At 38.8% G+C, this 23,557-nt stretch carries 14 protein-coding genes; 12 read left to right on the forward strand and 2 right to left on the reverse strand.

Annotation, left to right across the window (positions count from 1 at the left end):
• The first annotated feature begins 15 nt into the window (after positions 1–15).
• The 5 genes from GQR52_RS03550 to pbpC all read left to right on the forward strand — a co-directional run bounded on the left by GQR52_RS03550 (position 16) and on the right by pbpC (position 10,402).
• Positions 16–738, forward strand: coding sequence for a SapC family protein (locus tag GQR52_RS03550; protein ID WP_165727468.1), 723 nt, complete (start codon positions 16–18; stop codon positions 736–738).
• A 220-nt stretch (positions 739–958) separates the two neighbouring features.
• Positions 959–1,438, forward strand: coding sequence for a hypothetical protein (locus GQR52_RS03555; protein ID WP_165727528.1), 480 nt, complete (start codon positions 959–961; stop codon positions 1,436–1,438).
• A gap of 27 nt (positions 1,439–1,465) precedes the next feature.
• Positions 1,466–2,059, forward strand: a complete 594-nt coding sequence (locus GQR52_RS03560) for a DUF1287 domain-containing protein (protein WP_165727469.1) — start codon at positions 1,466–1,468, stop codon at positions 2,057–2,059.
• Positions 2,060–2,124: 65 nt separating this feature from the next.
• Positions 2,125–8,049: an alpha-2-macroglobulin gene (locus GQR52_RS03565; RefSeq protein ID WP_165727470.1), complete on the forward strand. Its 5,925-nt coding sequence runs from the start codon at positions 2,125–2,127 to the stop codon at positions 8,047–8,049.
• Positions 8,030–10,402, forward strand: coding sequence for a penicillin-binding protein 1C (gene pbpC, locus GQR52_RS03570; RefSeq protein WP_165727471.1), 2,373 nt, complete (start codon positions 8,030–8,032; stop codon positions 10,400–10,402). Before GQR52_RS03565 ends, pbpC begins: the two co-directional genes overlap by 20 nt.
• Before the next feature lie 281 nt (positions 10,403–10,683).
• Here pbpC and GQR52_RS03575 read toward each other — a convergent pair whose 3' ends face one another.
• Complete coding sequence (locus GQR52_RS03575; RefSeq protein ID WP_149605600.1) at positions 10,684–11,298, reverse strand: GntR family transcriptional regulator; 615 nt, start codon at positions 11,296–11,298, stop codon at positions 10,684–10,686.
• A gap of 171 nt (positions 11,299–11,469) precedes the next feature.
• Entirely contained in the window at positions 11,470–13,809 is a 2,340-nt protein-coding gene (locus GQR52_RS03580) for an agarase (RefSeq protein ID WP_165727472.1), read from the reverse strand.
• 326 nt (positions 13,810–14,135) lie between these two features.
• Here GQR52_RS03580 and GQR52_RS03585 point away from each other — a divergent pair, with 326 nt between their 5' ends.
• The 7 genes from GQR52_RS03585 (at position 14,136) to GQR52_RS03615 (ending at position 23,423) form a co-directional block, all read left to right on the forward strand.
• On the forward strand, positions 14,136–15,731 hold the full coding sequence (locus GQR52_RS03585) for an MFS transporter (RefSeq protein WP_165727473.1): 1,596 nt from the start codon (positions 14,136–14,138) through the stop codon (positions 15,729–15,731).
• Positions 15,728–16,666 carry a sugar kinase gene (locus tag GQR52_RS03590; RefSeq protein WP_165727474.1) on the forward strand — a complete coding sequence of 313 codons (939 nt, stop codon included), beginning with the start codon at positions 15,728–15,730 and terminating at the stop codon, positions 16,664–16,666. The genes GQR52_RS03585 and GQR52_RS03590 overlap by 4 nt, the downstream gene beginning before the upstream one ends.
• Before the next feature lie 9 nt (positions 16,667–16,675).
• Entirely contained in the window at positions 16,676–17,758 is a 1,083-nt protein-coding gene (locus GQR52_RS03595; RefSeq protein WP_165727475.1) for a glycosyl hydrolase, read from the forward strand.
• Between the two features lie 12 nt (positions 17,759–17,770).
• Entirely contained in the window at positions 17,771–18,826 is a 1,056-nt protein-coding gene (locus GQR52_RS03600; RefSeq protein ID WP_165727476.1) for a UDP-glucose--hexose-1-phosphate uridylyltransferase, read from the forward strand.
• A complete protein-coding gene (gene galK, locus GQR52_RS03605; protein ID WP_165727477.1) occupies positions 18,823–19,977 on the forward strand; it encodes a galactokinase in 1,155 nt (384 codons plus the stop codon). The genes GQR52_RS03600 and galK overlap by 4 nt, the downstream gene beginning before the upstream one ends.
• A gap of 10 nt (positions 19,978–19,987) precedes the next feature.
• Complete coding sequence (gene galE, locus GQR52_RS03610; RefSeq protein WP_165727478.1) at positions 19,988–21,016, forward strand: UDP-glucose 4-epimerase GalE; 1,029 nt, start codon at positions 19,988–19,990, stop codon at positions 21,014–21,016.
• A gap of 67 nt (positions 21,017–21,083) precedes the next feature.
• Positions 21,084–23,423, forward strand: coding sequence for an alkaline phosphatase D family protein (locus GQR52_RS03615; protein WP_165727479.1), 2,340 nt, complete (start codon positions 21,084–21,086; stop codon positions 23,421–23,423).
• The last annotated feature ends 134 nt before the right edge of the window (positions 23,424–23,557 follow it).

Below are 23,557 nucleotides of genomic sequence, written 5' to 3' on the forward strand. Positions count from 1 at the left end.
TAAGAGCGACACACTATGACAAACTCAGTATTACTCGATAAAAATACACATAAGTACACTCGCATTAAAACTGAGCGAGGTGCACAGTACGGTGAGGCAATAAACTACATTCCGGTTGTTGCCGATGAGCTTTCTCAACTTGCATTAGACTACCCAGTCTATTTTATGAAAAATAATCAGACTGGGCAATTTGAGCTGTTTGCTTTAACCGGTTTTGATGAGGGACAAAATCTATTTTTACAAAAGGATATCTGGCAAGCTACTTACGTGCCATTTCACATTCAGCGACAACCATTTAAGCTAGGCGTAGGTAATAGGCTTTCAAATAATAGTGAGCAAACCCAGTTAGCCGTTACAATTAACGAGCAGCACCCAAGAGTAAGTAATAGCGAAGGGGTACAATTATTTGATGAAAATTCAGAGCCAACTGCTTATCTAACTAATGTGAGTGAGCAGCTAATTAAGCTTATGAACGGCGGCGAACGCACAACCGCGTTTATCAATACCTTACTAAAACACGATTTAATTGAAGCAGTGCAGCTAAACATCACTCAACCAAATGGCAAAACACAAGGCTACAATGGCTTGTATTCTATTGCCGCAGATACACTACAACAACTACCGACAGAAACACTAAACGTTTTGCACTCAATGGGTTACATACAAGCTTGCCATTTAATCTTATGTTCAAGCGGGCATATTCAAAAATTAGTAAAATGGTTACACGATTTAAAATAAGTTTTATATTAATTAGCGTTACTTACCCCCACTGGTTTACGTGTGCATTAGTTAATGCTCATACCTATGAAATAAGGAATGAACTACAACTCGAGACTATTATGTGTTCACTTCTTAGGTTTTGGAGTTCGATTATTCGCCTTGGTTTTGGTATCATTTAACTTATCGGCTTATATCGCAATGGGAAAGGTCAAGCCAGTAAACATTGATGATTAAGAGAATGGACGTGCTCGAACAAATAGAACAATGGATTGATGCAACAAATATTAAATATAAAACCCAAAGAATTAGCTGTGAGAAATTTGCTAGTGAGTTTGCAGGGTTTTATCCTGTCGAATTTTTAAAAAATGCCTTTTACGTTAGTGTCGATGAAATACCCAAACCTAACTTTCCTTTTTTGCGTGAAATGGGATTAGGCGATTTTATTGACATGGATGCGGCAGGTACTACATACAAAAACACTTATTACATGCTTCCTTACGTGGCTGATAATTTAGCTGTGCACTTTCATGAACTTGTTCACGTGGCCCAATGGAGTGAACTTGGCGCAGAGGCTTTTATGCTGCGTTACATAACCGAAATTCAGCAGGTTGGTTATGCAGCTGCGCCACTTGAAGTCATGGCGTATGGTCTTGATAAGCACTTTACAAATAATGGCAAGAAAATAAACGTGCCTGAACACGTAGTTCAAGCGCTGTAGTTAATTAATATTTTAAAAAGGATTGATATGACACGCTTTACAGTTTTTTTACTGAGCTTACTTAGTGTAAATGCGTATGCCGCATCGTTTGATGACGATATTGTGGCTGCGTTACTTGAAAGAACAACGCACAACGTTACTTACGATGGTGCTTATCGCTCCATTGCATATCCTGGTGGCGATGTGCCCGCTAATGTAGGGGTTTGTACCGATGTTGTTATTCGATCATATCGACTTTTAGGTATTGATTTGCAAAAACTTGTGCATGAGGACATGCTAAAAAGCTTTGAGCTATATCCCTCTAAGCGTATTTGGGGTTTATCCAAACCTGATAAAAATATAGATCACCGCCGTGTGCCAAATTTACAGGCTTACTTTAAAAATCATGGTCAAGTGCTCACTAAATCAAGTAACGCGAACGACTATAAAACGGGTGACATTGTAACGTGGATGCTGCCAGGTAATTTGCCGCATATTGGGATGGTTGTGAATGAGTTAGCAAAAGACACAGGGAATCCATTAATTGTTCATAATATTGGTCGAGGACCTGAAAAAAGCGACATGCTTTTCGATTTTAAAATTACGGGGCATTACCGTTTCGTCCCACAAGAATATAAATAACCAGATTATAAGTATGAGTTCTCTCATTTATTGATATTGCAGTATAAAGAAAAAGGATTTTGAACGTGAATACAAAAACCGATTCAAAAGAGGCTAACCCAAAAGAGGTTAATCTTAAACAAAGTAAACTCGCTCCCAAAATAGCTAGTTTATTTATGAGTATTGCTTTTTCAGCGATAGGAACGGGTTTATTTAGTTTGGTTGCAAGCTTACTTGGCAACGTGAATGTAACCGAAAAAACAGTTGGCAGTGTGTGGATTTTACTGACCACATTTTTTGTTATTTTAAATGTATTTGGTGTCATTATTTGGCATAAACCGAAATGGTTAATTACTGCTATAAATAATGTGCTTAGGTTTGCTAAAGAGCGCAAAACAGCATTTTTTAGCGCCGTGCTAATGCTGATATTAATTATAGCAGGCTATTGTTTTTTTCTTTCCTTACCACAGCCAATTAGTTACAAAGCAACTCACTCTACACCTGCTGTTACCACTTTATCTGATGTTTTAAACCCTGAACCGCTTTATATAGATTTTGCTCCTGTTTTAGATGATGTAGAAAACACGGATGCAGTGTCTTACTCTGTCGCAAAGCTTGCGGTTGTTGGCAAAGTGATTCCCACAGGTATAAAAGTCACGCCTGAGCTAATTGGACAGTGGTCTTGGAATAGTGAAAGCCAGCTTAAATTTATCCCAAAACAAGATTGGTCAGCAGGGCAAGAATATAAGGTACGTTTTGATTCATCTATTTTTAAAAGTGATATACATCTAAGTGATAATGAGCATGTATTTAAAACTCCCAACTTTGAACTAACACTAAGCTCGCTCGCTTTTTATCAAGATCCTAACGTTAAAAAAAGTCACAAGGTGGTTGCAACATTAAAAGCGACTCACCCAACAGATATAAACACCATAAAAAATAATTTAAAGCTGACTCAATCACTTGAGCAAGATGGCAAGAACGAACTCGCACAATATAAATTTGATGTTACTTACGACAAGCATCAACGAGAGATTTACATTACTTCAGAGCAAATACGTATTCAAGATACCGAAAGCTATCTGTATTTTGTTATTAATAACGGTGTAAAGCCGGTTATGGGTCCTTCTCAAACAACAGTAGAGATCAAAGACGCCGTGTTGATCCCAAGTGTAAATAGCTTTTTTAGAGTAAATACGGCCAATGTGTTGATGGTAAAAAATACGCAAGGGGAACCCGAACAAACACTTGTTTTAGACTTCACAGATGATATTTCATCGCAAGATGTGGTTAGTAAAACGGTTGCTTACGTATTACCGACTAAAGATTCAAAAGGTAACTATAAGTACTTCAGTAGCCCACGAGAAGTTACTGATGCAGTGCTTAAGCAATCTCAAAAAGTTAAGTTAAATGCGATTCCTACCGCGCAAGATACAACTAAGTTACACAGTTTTACGTTTGACGCCCCTCAAAACCAGCAAGTTTATATCGCGATTGATAAGGGATTAAAGTCGACGGGTGAATTTACAATGGTGAATAAATACGACACTATTTTAGATACGCCGGCGTATCCGACACAAGTAAATATTATGTCTAAAGGGTCTATATTATCAAAAAATGGTGACCATAAATTGTCATTTTTGACCCGTGGTGTAAACGCACTTCAAGTTAAAGTAGGTAGGGTAGAAGCCAATCAAATTAACCACCTTATAAGTCAAACCAGTGGTGATATTTCTAATCCAGAATTTAATAATTATTACTTTACAGAAGAAAACATAAGTTCAATTTTTACCAGACAAGTTAATTTAAAACCACAGCACCCTAAAAAAGCGGTCTATTCATCTATTGATTTGAGTAGTAAGTATAATGAGTCAGTTGGTTTAGGCTTATTTTTTATAAATGCTCAAGCGTTAAATACAAAAGATAATTACGTATATGGACCCCAAGAAAAACGACTTATCCTTATTACTGATTTAGGTATTTTGGTAAAAAATAATGCAGATGGATCTCGCGATATATTTGTCCAATCTATTGAAACAGGAAAACCGGTAGCAAAAGCGAAGGTGTCGTTATTGGGTAAAAACGGATTAGTTATTTTAAATGCTAAAACAAATTCTGAGGGGCACGCATTTTTCGACAACACAACGTGGTTTACTGATGATCAAACTCCCGTTGCTTTTGTAGTAGAAACTAAAAGTGACATGTCTTTTATTCCTTATAATCGCTATGCTCGAATGGTTAATTACTCTCGGTTTGATACCGGCGGTGTAAGTTCGGGGCTCAGTGGCAGTAATAAAATAGATGCGTTTGTTTTTTCTGACCGTGGAATTTATCGACCAGGCGATAGCGTTAAACTTGCCACGATTGTTAAGCAACAAAACTTTGCAAAACTGGGCGATATACCGCTTGAGCTTATAATTACCGATCCTAAAGGGGCAACTGTTTATAATAAACGAGTGAGCTTGGATAAGTATGGTTTGCTTGATTTTGACTTTAAAACACAAAATAGCGCCAATACCGGAACGTATTATGTATCGGTGCAACTTATTAAAAATAATAATAGCCGCGATCAATTAGGCAGTACTGAGTTTAAAGTTGAAGAGTTTGTGCCTGATAGATTGAAAATTAGCAGTCAATTTTCTCAGTCATCTGCTAAGGGCTGGGTAAACAGCTCAAAATTTAAAGCATTGGTGAGCCTTCAAAACTTATTTGGTACACCTGCTCAAAATAGACGTGTTACCGCTGATTTACGTTTATCGCCAGCTGGTTTTTACTTTAATGAATACAAAGATTATGTGTTTTCTGATCCCCACAGTGAAGGGAGAAATATTAGACACAGTAATGAATCATTAACCGAAACCAAAACTGATGAACAAGGCAAGGCAGAGTTTGATATTGACTTAACCCGCTATGAGGCAGGTACTTATCAGTTAAATTTTGCAGTACAAGGGTATGAAGAAGGCGGTGGTAAAAGTGTTCGTGCAAGCAGCTCGGTGCTTGTTTCACCCGTTGAGCAGTTAGTTGGTTATAAAGCCGATGGCGATTTAAGCTACATATCAAAAGAGTCAAAACGTGTTGTAAAATTTATTAATATTAATTCAGAGACTGAGCAAGTTGCGCGTGATGACTTATCGATAAATTTAATAGAACAACAATATGTGTCTACGTTGGTGCAACAAAATAACGGGACTTATAAGTACCAATCGGTTAGAAAAAACAAACAGGTATCAAGCAATCCGTTTTACATTAAAGAAGATGGCGTAGACTACGAATTACCCACAGCTGAGCCAGGTGATTACTTAGTAGAACTCGTTGACGGCGAAGGAAATACCGTCAGTAGAGTATCGTTTACTGTAACCGGTACGGGTAACATAGCGGGTAAGCTTGAAAAAAATGCTGAACTGCAAGTGCAATTAAATAAACCGGATTACAAACCTGGCGAAACAATTGAAATAAGTATTGTAGCGCCTTATGTTGGCTCGGGTTTAATTACAATTGAAACCAATAAAGTACACGCTTTTAAATGGTTTGAGAGTAAAACAACAAGTAGCATACAAACAATAACGCTACCTAAAGGGATAGAAGGCAATGCGTATGTTAATGTTTCATTTGTTCGAAGCCTTGAATCGAAAGAAATATTTACAAGCCCACTAAGCTACGCAGTTAAACCATTTGCGATTGATCGTAGTAAACGTGCAATAGATTTTGACGTAAACATACCTGATAAAGTAAAACCAGGTGACGATTTAGTCATTTCATATAGTGCTAAATTACCGTCACGTGTTCTTTTGTTTGCTGTAGATGAAGGCATTTTACAAGTGGCGAATTATCGGACGCCAAAGCCGTTAAATCACTTCTTACAAAAACGTGCTTTAGAAGTTAGCACTATGCAAATTGTTGATCTTATTTTACCTGAATTTAAACTAGTGCAAGAGCTTGCAGCTGCCGGTGGTGGTTATGCTGAATCAATGGCATTGAACCGCAAGAGCAAGCAACTTAACCCGTTTTCTCGTAAGGTAAAAAAACCAGTCGCATTTTGGTCTGGTATTTTATCGGCTGATGCTAAAACAAAAAAGCATACGTTCACTATTCCAGATACTTTTGCAGGTCAGGTACGTGTAATCGCGATTGCCGTAAATGACGAGGGTGTTGGTGTTAAAGAAAGTACAACACTAGTAAAAGGGCCTTTTGTATTAAGCCCCAATGTATTAACGACAGCGGCACCTGGCGATGAGTTTGATATTGTACTTGGTATTGCCAATGGCGTTGAGGATTCAGGTAAACAACTGCCAATTACGGTAGAGGCGCTTGCTTCAAGCAACATTGAAATAATAAGTGATAAAAAACTAACGCTAAATATTGATGAAAACTCAGAAGACACATTAATGTTTAGAGTAAAAGTGCTCGATAAGCTTGGCGCTGCATCAATTACATTTACTGCGCTGTCGGGTGAAAATGTTAGCCAACGTACGGCTACGTTAAGTGTGCGCCCTGCGGTTGCATTTGTTAGTAGTTTTGAAAGTGGCTTTAGTGAATCAGGTAAAAAAGAAATAGCGGTTTCGAGACAGCTATATCCTAATTTAGCACAAAATAATATTACCGCTTCACAAAGCCCGTTAGCGCTTGTTGATGGTCTTATTAGTTATTTAGATAACTTTCCTCATATGTGTACCGAGCAAGTGGTGAGTAGTGTGTTTCCGGTGCTGAGTTATTTAGAACACCCAAGTTATATGGGCGATGTATCTTATAAACATGAGCGTATAAACAACTTAATAGACACCCTTCGTCAACGTCAATTACCTGATGGCAGATTTATGTTATGGCCGGGCAATTCTAGTGCATCTATTTATTCTTCTCTTTATGTTATGCATTTTTTATTAGATGCAAAAGAAGCGGGCGTAGCAATACCTTATGATATGTGGAACAGTGGTTTTGAAGGTGTGCGTAGTATAGCGAGCGGATCTTTAGAGACGAATGACAGAAACCGCGCTTATGCTATTTATTTGCTAACACGACAAGGTGAGGTGACAACTAATTACTTATCTGATTTAGAAAAAAGCGTAAATGCGAGTAATAGCAAAGTATGGCAACAAGATATAACGTCCGCGTTTATGGGCGCAACTTACCAGCTATTACGTGCAAGCGATAAAGCGCAAGCACTGATCAATAGCTATAAAATTGGGCAAAATACGCAACACGATAATTGGGGCGCTTACGACTCTCGTCTAGCTCACGACGGACAGTATATTTATTTGTTATCAAAACATTTTCCGGCTCGCTTAAAGCAGTTAACTAAAGATGATTTGTTTACTGTAGTTGACCCTATTTTTAAAGGAGACTACAACACGTTGTCGTCTGCTTGGTCTGTACTTGCTATGACGGCATACTCAAAAGTTGCGTTATCACAAGCCCAGCCTGAAGATGTAAAAATAATGGCAACAACGACAAAGGCAGATAAAAAGGCATTAGACGTAACTTATGCACCTTATCCTAAAGCCTCGTTTTTAAATGACGTTAAAACGCTTGATGTATTAGCGCAACCTCGCTCATTTTACATGATGAGCCAAGCTGGTTTTGATACAAACGTGCCACAAAAGTCATTAAGTAATGGTTTAGAAGTTGTCAGAGAATACCAAGACGATAAAGGTAATGTGATAACCACCGCTGTTCAAGGTCAAGAGCTAAACGTTGTATTACGAGTGCGTAGTACAACGGGTAAAAATATTTCGGATGTTGCTGTTATTGATTTGCTACCTGGTGGCTTTGAAGTGCTCAGAGACAGCGTTCGCAATAGCTATAACCGCTGGACCTCTGACTATAAAGATATACGAGAGGATCGCGTTATATTGTATGGCAGCTTTGGCGATAGCATGACTGAGCTGACTTACAAAGTTAAGGCTACTGCATCTGGCAGCTTTGTAGTGCCATCGGCTTATGCTGAATCTATGTATGATTTAAGTATTAAAGCGCACTCAAAATCGGGTCGTTTTGATGTTACCGCCGCTAAATAAAAAGTTTAGTTTTATAATAAAAACGGCTTTTTTTACAACAGCACTGCTTGCAGTGCTGTTGTATTTATTTACTCCAAAGCCTGATATTACTCAGCCTAATGCTTACTCAACGGCTTTTTACGATAGCAGTGGTAAATTACTTCGTTTAAATTTAGCCGCAGACGATAGATATAGATTATGGACGCCAATAGATAAAATCCCTTTGAGCGTTCAACAAGCGACTTTATTGTATGAAGACCAAGACTTTTATGAGCATACTGGTGTCGATTTTATTGCTTTAATAAATGCGTTTTATACTAGCTATATTAAAAGAAGTCACCGAGTTGGTGCCTCAACAATAACAATGCAAGTAGCCCGGTTGCACTTTGGGATGAACACGCATGTTATTTTTGGAAAAGTAGAACAAATACTTCGAGCGTTACAAATTGAGCGACACTACAGTAAAAACCAAATACTCGAGGCGTATTTTAATTTAGCGCCTTATGGATCAAATATTGAAGGTGTTGGTGCAGCCAGTTTAATTTACTTTAAGAAACCAGCCATTGATCTTAATTTACCTGAGTCATTATTACTTAGCTTAATTCCGCAAAACCCAACCAAACGAAATCCCATTAAAAAGTCGGCTAAATTGGTATTGCTAGAAACAAGAAAAAAACTGTTTACTCGTTGGCTTGAAAAATATCCAGAGGATAAACATTGGCTAGCAGCTATGCAATTACCGATAAAGGTATATGCCTCTTCAGACTTACCTTTTGAAGCCCCACATTTTATTAATAATTTACAAAGCGAGTACCCGCACCTAAAGCCGGGAGAATATAAAACGTCGATAGACCTTAATTTACAAAACTTACTTCAGCGCCATGCAAAAAATTATATTAATCGTAGGCAAAGAGACGGGCTTAGTAATACGTCTGCTATTTTACTAAATTATAAAACTATGGAAGTAGTTGCAGAATTAGGCTCTGTGGATTTTTTTAATAATGACATTAGCGGTCAAGTAAATGGTGTAAGAGCTAAACGGTCGCCAGGTTCAACCCTTAAACCATTTATTTATGCGCTTGCTATAGACGAAGGGTTAATTCATCCATTAACGCTTGTAAAAGATGCCCCCAAACGCTTTGGAGGATATACACCAGAGAACTACGATCAACAGTTTTTAGGCCCTATATCAGCTACTGAATCGCTCGTGTTGAGCCGTAATGTGCCTGCCGTTAATTTGATGTATCGCTTACAAAAAGTGGGGTTATACGATTTACTCGTTGCTGCCGATGTTAAAAAGCTTCAGCCTAAAGAGTTTTATGGTTTAGCGCTTGCGCTGGGCGGCAGTGAAGTAACGATGCTAGAGCTCGTCAAGTTATACGCCATGTTAGCTAATTTAGGGGTGTATAAGGATGAAGTTATATTAAAAAAAGACGCCACTGGTATTAACCAAAACAACCCAAACAAACATATCAAGCAACTCATCAGCCCAGAGGCAGCCTACCTGACTTTACAAATGCTAAGTAAAAACAGTGCAGTTGATGAGATCTCATTTCAAAAAGAAAGAAGGCAAGCATACCCTGTATATTGGAAAACCGGTACTTCATTTGCTTTTCGTGATGCATGGTCAGTAGGTATTGTTGGTCCGTATGTTTTAGCTACATGGGTTGGTAATTTTTCAGGAGAAGGGCACCCATCTTTTATTGGGCGACAAGCAGCCGCGCCTTTGTTTTTCGAAATAATTCGTTCATTAGATAGTTACGGCTTAATCAAAGGCGATATAAAACCAGGTGGTTTAAATATTACAGAAGTAGATATTTGCTCTACAACCGGTGATTTACCTAATGTGCATTGCCCTAAAACAGAAAAAGGGCTTTTTATTCCAGGTAAGTCACCAATTAAAGTGTCCGATGTACATCGTGAAATTTATATTGATAAAGCATCGGGATTACGTGCTTGTCAGTATGATGAATCTACAACGACAAAAGCAGTTTATGAATTTTGGCCATCTGACTTAGTCAGATTATTTAAACAAGCAGGCATCGTTAAACGCCAACCTCCACCTTATTTAGATTCATGCTTAATTAATGATACGAGTACACAAGGCTCAGCACCGACTATTACATCCCCGAGTAATTTAATTAGCTACACGATAAGAGCCAGTAAATTAAAGCAAGAAAGCCTGCCTTTTAGTGCAACCACAGATACAGACTCACGAATTTTATACTGGTTTGTAGATAACAGCTTTGTTGGTAAAGTAGAGCGAGATACGCCTTTTTTCTGGCACCCGCAAGTAGGCGAATTTGACGTAAGAGTGGTTGATAATTTAGGGCGTAGCGCATCAGTTTCAATGCGTGTAAAGCTCGTTCAGTGATATTGAGTGTTCATGCATTTAATGTAATAAATAAAGGGTAGTTTTTTATAACTGTAATTTATATAAACGAGAGCGATTTACTCTTTCTTACCTACATGGATGTGGATGATGGTAAGGGACGCGGAGCTTTTGCTCGGTAGCCCACTAGACTACAAATCTCGGGCCGCGATTAAATCGGCTCCTAGATTGAAAAAATTTCAATCTACAAAGATCAACACGCCCTTATGACTTCATAGCCGCTAGTTTATATAGCGGAGTATCAAAATGACTTCGAAAGTACGTTACTTAATATTATGTTTTACTGCTTTAACTGCTGCGGCGCTATCTTGTGCTTTTAGTGCTTCTAAAATAGCGCGGTGCTCGTTTACACATTCAGAACTTGAAGTAATTCGCTTATAGTTTAAGCGCATACGCATTACGTACGGGTACCAAATATTAACAAGTTCTTCGCCACCAGCTTGGTATATTAAATACTGATGAAACGAAATATCAATTTTAGTTACTTCGGTATAATCTTCTCTATCGAGCGCGTCTTCTAAAGATGCTAAAATGCCTTCTAGTTCAGCAATGTTTTGATCAGTTAAATTACCGTTTAATTCAGTGATTGCGTACTCTTCAATACTACGGCGAAGTTTTATCATTAAGCGTTGTAATTTAGGCTCTAAAACACTATTTACAGACGCACCACAGTTATTGCGAGAAATAAGTAAACCTTCTTTTGTAAGCTGTAATATTACATCGCGAATAGGGCCGCGAGAAAGACCAAATCGCTCTGCCAGCTCTTTTTCATTTAACTTAGTTTGTGGTGGCATTTCACCAGAGATTATATCTGAGCGTAATTGCTCAGCTATTTGATCTTTTACAGATAAAATTTTAGTTGCTCTGTTACCAGCCATATTTATTCCTAAATTTGATTAACTTTATCTGACCCTAACATTAATTAATAAGCTTTGTTAATTTAGTCAAGATCATGTACTTATCTCAGTGTATATAAAAAAAGTGGAATGGTCTATTGTCAACACATTACAATAGACCAATAAATGTACAATTAATGGCTGTATTTACGATTATTTTTTAAAACGTCGTTCATACATAGACTCATTCATTGCTTTAGCTGCTTCAACCATTTCAGTATAGGGGCGATCTGTAACGCTAATAAAGCCAACATTATAGTTTTCGCCATCGTAGGCTCTACCAGTAATTGGCGAGTCGATATATTGAAACCAATGTGCGCCAATAAAGTAAGGGTTGTCGATGACTGAGTTCATGTAATCTGTATACATTTTTGCTCTGTCTTGCTGGTTAGCTGCATGTATTAACCCAGGGTGAAACAAACCCGAGTCAGATGCGCCAATATGAAATTCGCCAATAATTGCTGGTTTATCAAATTGTGATAAAAATGCCCATTTATCTTCTCTTAAGCCTTCTTTGTATGCATTAAAGCTTATTACATCTAAATACTTAGCAGATGCTTTAACCACTTCGATTGGCATGCCCCAATCCGGAAAACGTGCACCTAAATACATATGATTTGGCAGGTATTTATCCATAGCAGCATCTACAACACTAAAATACTTGTCGGCATAGGCTGTAAGTAAAATAGCAAAATCACTCAGTTGTTCTTCATTTTTTATATCAACCGTTACACCTTTGTCAAACTCAACCCATGAGGCTAAGTTTAAGTGCCATACCTTATTAAGTTTAGCGACATCGGTATATTTTTCTTTCATTAAACGAGAAAATTCAGCTTTAGTAGGCACTGTTTTAGCATCACGGCCTAAGGTATTAATAACAATACCATAATGGCTTTTAACGGAATCAGGGCGGCCAAAGCTTTTTTCGTTATCAATAAATACGCCTACTGCCCAAGGCGAATTTTTAACTTCTTTTGCAACAACACTAACAGTTTCGTTAGCACGCACTGTAAATTCAGGGTCGAATACATCCGGCATGGCTCCCCAAAAATCGCTTCCGCTTGATACGGTTTTAAAATCACCTATAATCCAACCATTGGCAAAGTAGGGCACTTTTTGATTATCGTAATAACTCGGATCAGTCCAATTACCCAGTGAGCTAAAGCCCCATGTGATCATTCTATCAAGAGTCACTTCTCGCCATTTTTGCATGTAATCTGCATTATTTTGACCATATTTACGTTCTAAATTAGCTGCGTAAAAGCTATATGTTTCGCCGTGTTCTAACGGACCCGAATGCGCACTTTTACGATAGCCAAAATGTTTACCTAGAGGCTCATTATAATCAGGTAGCCATTCAAATAAATTTTTACGCACTTGTGACGCTACAAAGCGGCTTTTAAGCGCTTCTTTATTTACTTGGTTTAACCCTTTTGAATCCTCAGGTGTTACACCTGCATTAGCTGGTTTAGCCAACAACGCTTGATCAAAATCGTAACCAGTTAGTGTGGTTGAGTTTGCAAGACGAATGATATCAATACCGGTTGCAAGGTATAAATAGCCATCAGGGTCGACTAATGACCATTTATCATTATATTTAGCCGTTCTAAAATAACCAGTAGCTTCTAATTTTGGACCTTCTGCCCAGCCACCAAAGCGTGAGCGATTAGTAGGGCGTTTAGAAAGTAACTGTGCTGCTTCTTGTTTTTTGTCGCTCAATAGCTCGGCTTCTGAATGTACCTTCCCTGAAAATTCTTGTTTGGCATTTTGGCCAAATTCATCAACAATTTTGGTTAAAAAAGCAGTATTAAATTGAGGGTTTTTACGAAGTGAAATAGATTTTATTGCCAGCTCTTTGTCATGCAATGTACTTTGCACGCTAATTGCTATTTTAGCGATGCCTTTTAAGTTAAGATTTTTTTTACCCCACATAGAAATAAACTGTACCTCATCAGACTCCCATGTATCAGGGTTTGAACGAAGTCCTGAGGTAAAGTTAAGTTCTACATTTTCTTTGCCATCGGGCGTTGCAAGGTCGTGGCCGTCAAGTTTTGCGTAATACGTGTTGTATCCACCTACCGGCACATTAACGCTACGCGTATAGTTAGCACCGTCAATATCGGAGATATCTAAATAGATTTGTACAGAGTGTGTTCCTGGGTTTGCCAATTCAAAGGCAAGATTAAAATCACTAAATTCACTCCAATCCCAAGGTTTTTCCGGTGAAAAAACAATACTAGCGTACGAATTTTTCTTAGATTGAAATGTCACATCTAATACAGAGTTTTCTGCCTTTACAGTGGCTGCATTACTTTTGTATTGAACTGGGGTTAGCTGTGTGTGTGCAGCATCAGCAAATAAATACATTAATGTATCTGCTGAATTAACCTCTGTAGGCTCATTGGTTGGTTTTTCAACCTTGATTTCTTGTTGGTTACAGGCACTTAGCGCAAGTAAGAGCGATGTGAGTAGTATGTTCTTTTTATATTTCATTGCTGTTCAACCTTTAATTACAATTTAACATACCATACAACAAAAAAACCAAATTGAATATTGTTGACAATATGCAATTTTTGTTTTTATGTGTTATTTATAATAAACTTTTGATTTTGTTTAACTAATTTTTAATGTTAATTGTAAAAGAGTTTAAGTTAAAGCATGATTTCTTAAAATAGATGTTGCAAGTGCGTTAATTTTGAAATAGTCTCGAAGTTATTACTCATGGTTAATTGTTAACAATGTTGGGTTTTGACACTAGCACTCGCTTTATTCTCTATATAAAGCAACACACAATGATAACAACAAAGTTGGATAGAAGTATGAATGGTAGCAAACGTAATGTGTTTTTCTTTGCATTTATCGTCGCCTTTGGTGGCTTTATTTTTGGATTAGACGCTGCTCTTATTTCAGGTACGGTTCGTTTTGTATCTGCAGAATTTAATTTATCTGACATCCAAATAGGCACTGTAGTAAGTGCGCCTGGTTTTGGTGTGCTATTTGCTTTAGTCATTACCGGTTACATATGCAATATGTTTGGCCGAAAAAATACCTTAATAGGCATTGCGTTTATATACATACTGTCGGCAATTGCATCGGTTTTCGCGCCAAGTTACGAGCTATTAGTTACTGCTCGTTTTATAGGTGGATTAGCATTCACGTCTTTATCGGTCGCTGCTATGTATATAGGTGAAGTTGCACCGTCTAAGTACCGTGGTAAATTAGTGTCTATGATTCAAATAAATATTGTTGTTGGATTATCCGCAGCGTATTTTGCTAACTACTTACTTGTTGATTTAGCTCACAGTAATTTTGAGTGGGTAACACAGTGGAATGTACAAGATAATTTATGGCGCTGGATGCTAGGCGTTGAGATTATTCCTGCTATTTTATGGTTTTTATTATTATTTACTATTCCCCAAAGCCCGCGTTGGTTAGTTATGAAAGGCAACGAAACACGCGCTATAACTATCTTGCATCGTTTAAATAAAAATACTGAATTGGCCCAAGAGCAACTTAAGAGTATTAAAGAGAGCTTGGTTGATTACAGCGAAACAGGTGGGTATTTTTCTTCATTTAAACAACTACTCGAAAGTCGTGTTCGCACAGCTGTCATTATTGCTTTTACTATTGCTATTGTGCAGCAAGTGACGGGGATTAACGCCATAATGTTTTATGCTCCAACGGTGTTTGAACAACTGGGAGTCGGCACTGATGCTGCTTTTTTTAACGCTGTTTTAATTGGTTTAGTCAGTATTGTATTTACTGTGGTAGCTATTGCTTTGATAGATAAGTTAGGGCGCAGACCCCTTGTTATTTGGGGATTAGCAGCTGCAACAATTAGTTTGTTTATGTGTTATTTAGGCTTTAGCCAGGCAGAATATAGTTTGTCGGCTGAAGATATAACCTCGTTTTCAGCGTTAAACTCTATTACAGGACTAGAGCACATAATTGGTACCGTGTATCACAGTGATATTGAATTTAAGCAGGCTTTAGCGAGCGTACTTACAGCTTCGCAACAGCAATTATTTGAAAGCGATTTAATTTCACGCGCAGCAACTATAAACGCGCCACTTATATCATTTGGTATAGCGGGCTTTATTGCAGCCTTTCACTTTTCGATTGGGCCAATTATGTGGGTAATATTTTCTGAAATATTCCCGACTCGTATTCGAGGTGTGGCCATTCCTACCTTTGCATTTATAGCCAGTGTAATTAGCTATTTTGTTCAGCAGTTTTTCCCATGGCAGCTAAGTAATTTAGGCGCTGCAAACATCTTTTTACTTTATACCGTATCGGGTGTAGCCGGCTTTGCATTGTTATTTAAGTTTATGCCAGAGACTAAAAATAAATCGATAGAAGAAATTGAAGTCTACCTAGAAGGCCTACACACTAAAAAAGTACAGGAGGGTGTGTGAGTACTTTACTCGCTATTGGCGAATGTATGGTTGAGCTAGTACCAACAGGTATTAGCGAATGCAAGCAGTCATTTGCGGGCGATACTTACAATGCTCTTGTGTATGCAAAGCGTTTTGCTAACACACTAAATTGCGCGCTATTTACAGCTGTAGGTAGCGACGTCCTGAGTGCCAATATGCTCAAATGTTGGCAACAAGAAGGTATTAATACACAAAACGTGATTACAACAGCAGACTATAACGTGGGTATTTACGCTATTTCAACGGATGCTGATGGTGAGCGAAGCTTTGATTATTGGCGTAATCAATCAGCAGCGAAGCATATGATGAGTTTATATACTCAAAAGCCATTTAATTTAGGTTTGAAAGAATCAGACTGGGTGTTTTTCAGTGGCATTAGTTTAGGTATTTTAGATGATGAATCTAAACAAGGTTTACTCACATTATTAGCTGCTCTTAAAAAACAAGGCTGCACAATTGCGTTCGACCCTAATTATCGCGCGCGTATGTGGCAATCAAAAAGCCACGCTATTGAATGGCTAGAGCGTGCTTATGCGCTTAGTAATGTAGTTTTACCAGGTCTTGATGATCACCGTGTGTTATTCGGTCATTCAAGCATTGAAGAGATTGTTCAGTACTGTACACAATTTGATATCGACGAAATTGTTATTAAAGCTGGTAGTGCCGGGATGCAGGTTTATTGCAAAGATGATCTTAAAGCGTCATGTCCGTTTACACCCGCTGCAAAGCAAGTTGATAGTACAGCGGCAGGTGACTCATTTGCCGGAACCTACTTAGCCGCCAGAATGTGCGCACAAAACCCTCAAAATGCATTAGAAATGGCTGACAGTGTTGCCTCACAAGTTGTGCAGCATCAAGGCGCTATTTTACCTCTTGACGTATACCAGTCGCTAAATATAAGCCTAGGTAAGTAAGGAATTAACATGTCTGATAAAAAATTAAGTTTAGCAAGTAAGCGTGCAATAGAGCGTGGCTACGATAAATATGGCCCGCAGTGGCTTACAGAATTTGATATAGAACCGTTGCTGGGTGATTTTGCCTATGAAGAAGGGGTTATACGTCGCGATCCTTCATCTGTTTTATACATTGATGGTGTTTACCATTGTTGGTACACCAAAGGTGAGGGGGAAACGGTTGGTTTTAACTCTACTAATCCGAATGACAAAGTATTTCCATGGGATTTAACGCAAGTTTGGCATGCCACCTCAAAAGACAGTATTACATGGCAAGAACAAGGCTTAGCTGTAAGCCCAGGTAAACCAGGTGATTACGACGACAGAGCAATTTTTACACCTGAAGTGTTTGAACACCAAGGTCATTATTATTTGGTTTATCAAACAGTACAAACACCTTATACAAATCGTCAGTACGAACATATTGCAATAGCTCACTCTGAATCTGCATTTGGGCCGTGGATAAAATCACCAAAACCGATTGTAAGCCCAAGCAAAGATGGTAAATGGCTTGGTGATGAAGACAGTCGTTTTGCAGTAACAGCTAAAGGTAGTTTTGATAGTCATAAAGTACACGACCCATGTTTAGTATTTTTTAATAATAAATTTTACTTGTACTACAAAGGCGAAACCCAAGGTGAAGGAATGAACTTTGGTGGTCGTGAAATAAAACACGGTGTTGCTATTGCTGATGATGTATTAGGTCCTTATGTTAAATCGCCTTATAACCCTATTTCAAATAGCGGTCATGAGGTCGTTGTTTGGAATTATAAAGGGGGTATTGCTAGTTTGCTAACAACCGATGGCCCTGAAAAAAACACCATTCAATTTGCTCAGGACGGTATTAATTTTGAAATTATGGCGCATATAAAAGGCGGTCCAGAAGCGATAGGCTTATATCGACCAGCGCAAGGGTTTGAGCAAAATCCAGCACCTGGAATTAGCTGGGGGTTGTGCCATAAATACGATGCCAGTTGGAACTGGAACTATATTTGTCGTTTTACTCCTCGTAAGCAAGTGCTCGACGCCGGTACCTTTCAAAACAGTAACTAGGGAAAGTAAAGAATGAGTGAGCAACAAAATCAATTTGACCCGACAGAGCATCCACACCGGCGTTTAAACCCATTATTAAATGAATATGTGTTGGTGTCGCCACACCGGGCTAAACGCCCATGGCAAGGTCAAGAAGAAAGTGTAGATATTGAGGTTAAACCAGAGTACGACGAAAGCTGCTTTTTATGTAAAGGCAATACGCGTATTAACGGTGAAGTAAATCCAGATTACAAAAACACCTTTGTGTTTACTAATGACTTTGCCGCCTTGCGTGAAGGTGTGCCTGATGTGGAGCAAACCGATCCCCTATTTAGTATGCATACAGAGCGTGGCACTGCGCGTGTTATTTGTTTTTCGCCTAATCATGCAAAAACACTACCAGAGCTTAGTGTTTCGCAAGTTACAAATGTAGTAAGCACATGGCAAGAGCAATGCATAGAGTTATCAAAAACTTACAAATGGATTCAGGTATTTGAAAATAAAGGCGCTGTAATGGGGTGCTCTAACCCACATCCACATGGTCAAATTTGGGCACAAAATAAATTACCTAGTTTGGTTGCGCGTAAACACGAAAACCTCAAACGATATTACGAAAAGTATAAAAGTAATTTACTGCTTGATTACGCAAAACGTGAAATTGAAAAGCAAGAACGCGTGGTTTGTGTAAACGATGATTGGCTGGTGGTTGTACCTTATTGGGCTGCATGGCCATTTGAAACACTGCTATTGCCTCGGTTTGCGATTACTCAAATGATACAGCTGACAGACGCTCAACAAAGCAGTCTAGCTGAAATTATTAAAAATATAACAACTCGTTACGATAACTTATTTCAGTGTTCATTTCCGTACTCTATGGGCTGGCATGGCGCGCCTTATGATGGTCAAAGCCACTTATTTTGGCAATTACATGCGCAGTTTTTACCGCCATTACTACGATCAGCCAGTGTTAAAAAATTTATGGTTGGATACGAAATGATGGCCGAAGCACAGCGTGATATTACACCCGAGCAAGCTGCCACTATTTTGAAGAAACAATCACTAACGCATTATAAAGAGAACACTAAATGAATGTTGAACAAAGCGCACGGTTAGCTTTTTCAAACCACTTTGGACGCGATGCCGACTTTGTTGTCAAAGCCCCAGGGCGTGTTAATTTAATTGGTGAGCACACCGATTACAATGACGGTTTTGTACTGCCTTGTGCCATTGAATACGCTACTTACATTGCTGTGTCCCCTCGAACAGACGATGTAGTAAATGTACTTGCACTTGATTGCGATAACCAAACTGACAACTTTTTAGTAAATAAACCGCTTAATAGCCACAGTACGCAAACGTGGAGTAATTATGTTCGCGGCGTAGTTGATGAACTGCAAAAACGAAATCATAAACTCAGTGGCTGCGATATATGCATCACAGGTAATGTCCCGCAAGGAGCTGGTCTTAGTTCATCGGCTGCACTTGAGGTAGGTATTGCTTATGCATTTAATCATTTATGTGAATTGTTTATTGAGCGAAAAGACATAGCTCAAATTGCACAAGCCGCTGAAAACAATTTTGTGGGCTGCAACTGTGGAATTATGGATCAGCTTATATCGGCGTGTGGTCAGCAAGGACAAGCATTGGGTATAGATTGCCGCTCACTTGATTTAATTGAAGTGAGCATTGACCCAAAGATGACTATTTTAATGGTTAACTCAAACGTTAAACGAGGCTTGCTTGATAGCGAATATAACTTACGCCGAGAGCAATGTTATGCAGGGGCAGAAGCTTTGTCTAAACCGAGCTTGCGCGATGTAAGTATTGATGAGTTTGAGGCAAAAAAACATACATTAAGCGTTGAAGTAGCCAAGCGTGTAGAGCACATTGTGTATGAAAATGCGCGCACATTAGAAGCCATGCAAGCCTTTAGTAATAACGATATAACCAAACTAAGTACACTAATGGCACAAAGCCATGCCTCTATGCGTGATTTGTTCGAAATAACCACCTCCCAAATCGACACTCTTGTGAATATTATCGCAAAAGTAATTAATGAACACGGCGGCGTAAGAATGACGGGCGGTGGCTTTGGTGGTTGTGTAGTGGCGTTTGTTCCTAATTTTTTGGTAGAGAATGTAATTAGTGCTATTGAAACGCAGTACGAGCAACAAACAGGATTAAAAGAAACGATTTACACAAGCGTACCTTCAGCTGGTGTATCACTTATAAGAGCATAAGGACAATCTAATGAAAAAAGTACTGGTAACAGGAGGCGCGGGATATATTGGCAGCCACACTGTTTTAAGCTTATTAGAAGATGGTTTTGACGTAGTAGTAATAGACGATTTAAGTAACTCGAGTCGTGAATCGCTAACTCGCGTAGAAGCGTTATCAAAGCGAAAAGTTGAATTTATTCACGCCAGTTTACTTGATAACGACAAGTTGTCTGCCACGTTTAGCGAGCATAAATTTGATTCGGTTATTCACTTTGCAGGTTTAAAAGCGGTAGGCGAATCCATAGAAAAACCACTTGAGTATTATTATACCAACTTGGTGTCTACCTTAAATTTATGCCAATGCATGCTTAAATATAATGTTGATAAACTCGTGTTTAGCTCATCAGCTACAGTTTATGGACAAGGCGCATCGGTGCCTTATACCGAAAGTTTACCTCTAGGGCGTGCAGCAAGCCCGTATGGGCAAACAAAGGTAATGATTGAGCAAATACTACAAGAAATAGTCGCCTCAAATACCGGTTTGCAAGTAGCCAGCCTGCGCTACTTTAATCCTATTGGCGCAGATATTAGCGGCCAAATAGGAGAAGACCCATTAGGTATTCCTAACAATTTAATGCCCTTTATTGCTCAAGTTGCTGTAGGTAAACGTGACAAATTAGCTATTTTTGGAGGCGATTACCCTACTGAAGACGGTACATGTGAGCGTGACTATATACACGTTAGTGATTTAGCCAATGGTCATATTAAAGCCCTTAAATGGCTTGGCGAGCAACACCACAGTCTATATGAAGCATTTAACCTAGGCACTGGTACTCCTTATTCTGTGCTTGGCATAGTAAAAGCATTTATTGAGTATACCGGAGTTGATATTAACTTTGACATTGTAAAGCGCCGAGATGGCGACTTAGCTGCCTTTTGGGCCGATTCATCTAAAGCCCAGTCTGTTTTAGGCTGGCAATGTCAATATACCCTCGCAGACATGATGAAAGACACATGGCGCTGGCAAAGTAATAACCCTAATGGCTATCCAAATGTATAACTTCCTTATGTAAAGCACTGTCTACACAAGGCGCCCTAATCCACACACAATAATAAAGGTGATTAAAATGAAACGGAGAAGTTTTTTAAAACTCAGCGCTGGTCTACTAAGTTCAAGCCTGTTAAGTGGTTGCAGCGGATTATTTGCATCATACCGAGGTGACTTAACCTCAACTGCGCCATTAGATAATACGAATTTTAGTAAGCAGGTGTGGCTTGGTAAGCATTTTTGGGGCAACAGACTACAAGATTGGCAGCGTATAGGTAATGAGCTTTTATGTACCCGAGAAGGAAAAGATTTTGAAGCGCGTACTGTATCGTTACTCACCAGGCAACTTAATGGCTCATTACAAAGTGGGCGTATAAAAGCCACCGTACGCAATTTAACACCGAATGAAGAGGGCTTTTGTGGATTTTTATTAGGAATTGGCAAAGGTGAGCTATCAGCTAAAGGTGCTGCTTTAGCACAGCGAGCTGGTGGCGAAAATGGCGGAATAATTGCCGCCTTTGACAGTTTAGGTAAATTATCATTTAGACAGTTTGATGATGAAAGCAAAGCGCTTGATTTTACTATTATTAATCGTGCTCCATTTAATATACAACAATATAAAAGCGGCGATAAAATAACACTCGATTGCCATTTAGACCCAATAGATGCACACCATTTTGATATTCGTCTTGTGGCAAGTAACACAAATACAGCCCAGGAGTTAGGATTTGCAGTACTTCACAAAGTACCCGCAGATCAACTGCAAGGGGGGATTTCGTTATTAAGCTCCTCAGAGCCTTTTGTAGCAGGCGCACGTTGGGGGTTTAGTGATATTGAAACCGGTGGCGGTAAAATAACTCTAAATAATGCCAATACCTTAGGCCCGGTTATGGGGTGTATGTATAGCGTTAATAAACAGGTCCTCAAGTTATCTTGTCAGTTAATGCCTATTAATATTAAAGAATTTTCACGCGTAGAGCTGCAATATAAGTTTGAAAACCAATTGGATTGGCAGCATGCAGGCACAGCAAAAATTGAAGATGGGTTTGTAGCAAGGTTTAGGTTAAGTAATTGGAACTATTTAAAACAAGCTCAATACAGAATTGTTAACCCACAAAAGCCTGAAGACACTTTATACTTTGGCACTATTGCTAAGGACCCACAAAATACTAAAGAATTCACGATTGCATTGTACTCTTGTATTATTCCTACTTCTAAAAGCTTAGACAACACACATTACACACGCCTTATTAGTAGCGAGCGCGATTTAGGACGTTACACCAAAGACAATATTTTATTTCCTCACACTGAACTTGTAGAAAATGCTAATTACCATAACCCTGATATGTATGTCTTTTGTGGCGATCAGTACTACGAAACATACCCGACTCGCTATGGTCGCCACACCAAAGATGCCAAACTAGATACCTTATATAAATGGTACTTATGGTACTGGGCGTTTGCCGATAGTATAAAAGATAAGCCTACACTTGTTTTAGTTGATGACCATGATGTGCTGCAAGGTAACTTGTGGGGCGATGGTGGCGATCACTCCGATATGCTAAAAGAGGAAGACGGCGGTTATAAGTGGGACAAAGACCTTGTTAGAATGATCTACCGTATGCAAAATGGGCATAATCCGGACCCTTACGATCCCACACCGATAAAATATGATATTCCGGTTAGTTATGCTGCATTTGAATATGGCGGTATTAGTTTTGCGATGGTTGAGGATCGTAAATTTAAAACGCCACCTGACTACAAAGCTAATAAGCTTGCCACAACGGGTGAGTTATTAGGTAAACGCCAAGAAGCCTTTTTAAAAGACTGGCAAACTATGCACCCGGGTAAACCTAAAATATGTATTACAGCTTCCATGTGGGGGTCGCCTCAAACCGATGAAAATGGCAAAGCATTAATAGATTACGATGCAAATGGCTACCCGGCTGATGGGCGTACACGCGCAGTAAAACTAGTAAGTGACGCTAACGCATTAGTAATTGCGGGAGATCAACACCTCGGGTTGCTTGCCTACCAAGGAATAAATACCTTTGATGATGGCAGCTTGTTTTTTGCAGGCCCAGCTAGCGCAGCATTTTGGCAGCGATGGTTTGAACCCTACGCACCTTTACCAAATCAGCGAAACAACGACAAAAACACCGGTGATTTTACCGACACGTTTGGCAATAAAATGCGAGTTCTAGCGGCAGCTAACCCAAAAGTTACGCATAAACTTTTTGCTAAACAAAATACAACGTGGGGTAAGTTTTTAGCTGACAGAAACTTAAAAAGTGAAGGTTATGGAATTATTAAAATAAACCATGCAAAAAAATATTATCAATTAGAGTGCTGGGAGTGGAATACAGATCCATCAACAGAAAAGCAGTTTACTGGTTGGCCGTATATAAAAGAATTTTGATTAGGCTAGAACTATTGACGATAAACTCTGTGTAAATATTTACTTTAACACTGTTACTTAAGAGCAATTTAATGCTTACGCATTAAGTTGGTTTTTTATAATCAAATAAATATTGTTAACAAAATACAGTTGAC

The sequence above is a fragment of the Pseudoalteromonas sp. 31A1 genome, from assembly GCF_011378815.1.
GTDB classification, from domain to species: Bacteria; Pseudomonadota; Gammaproteobacteria; order Enterobacterales; family Alteromonadaceae; genus Pseudoalteromonas; species Pseudoalteromonas arctica.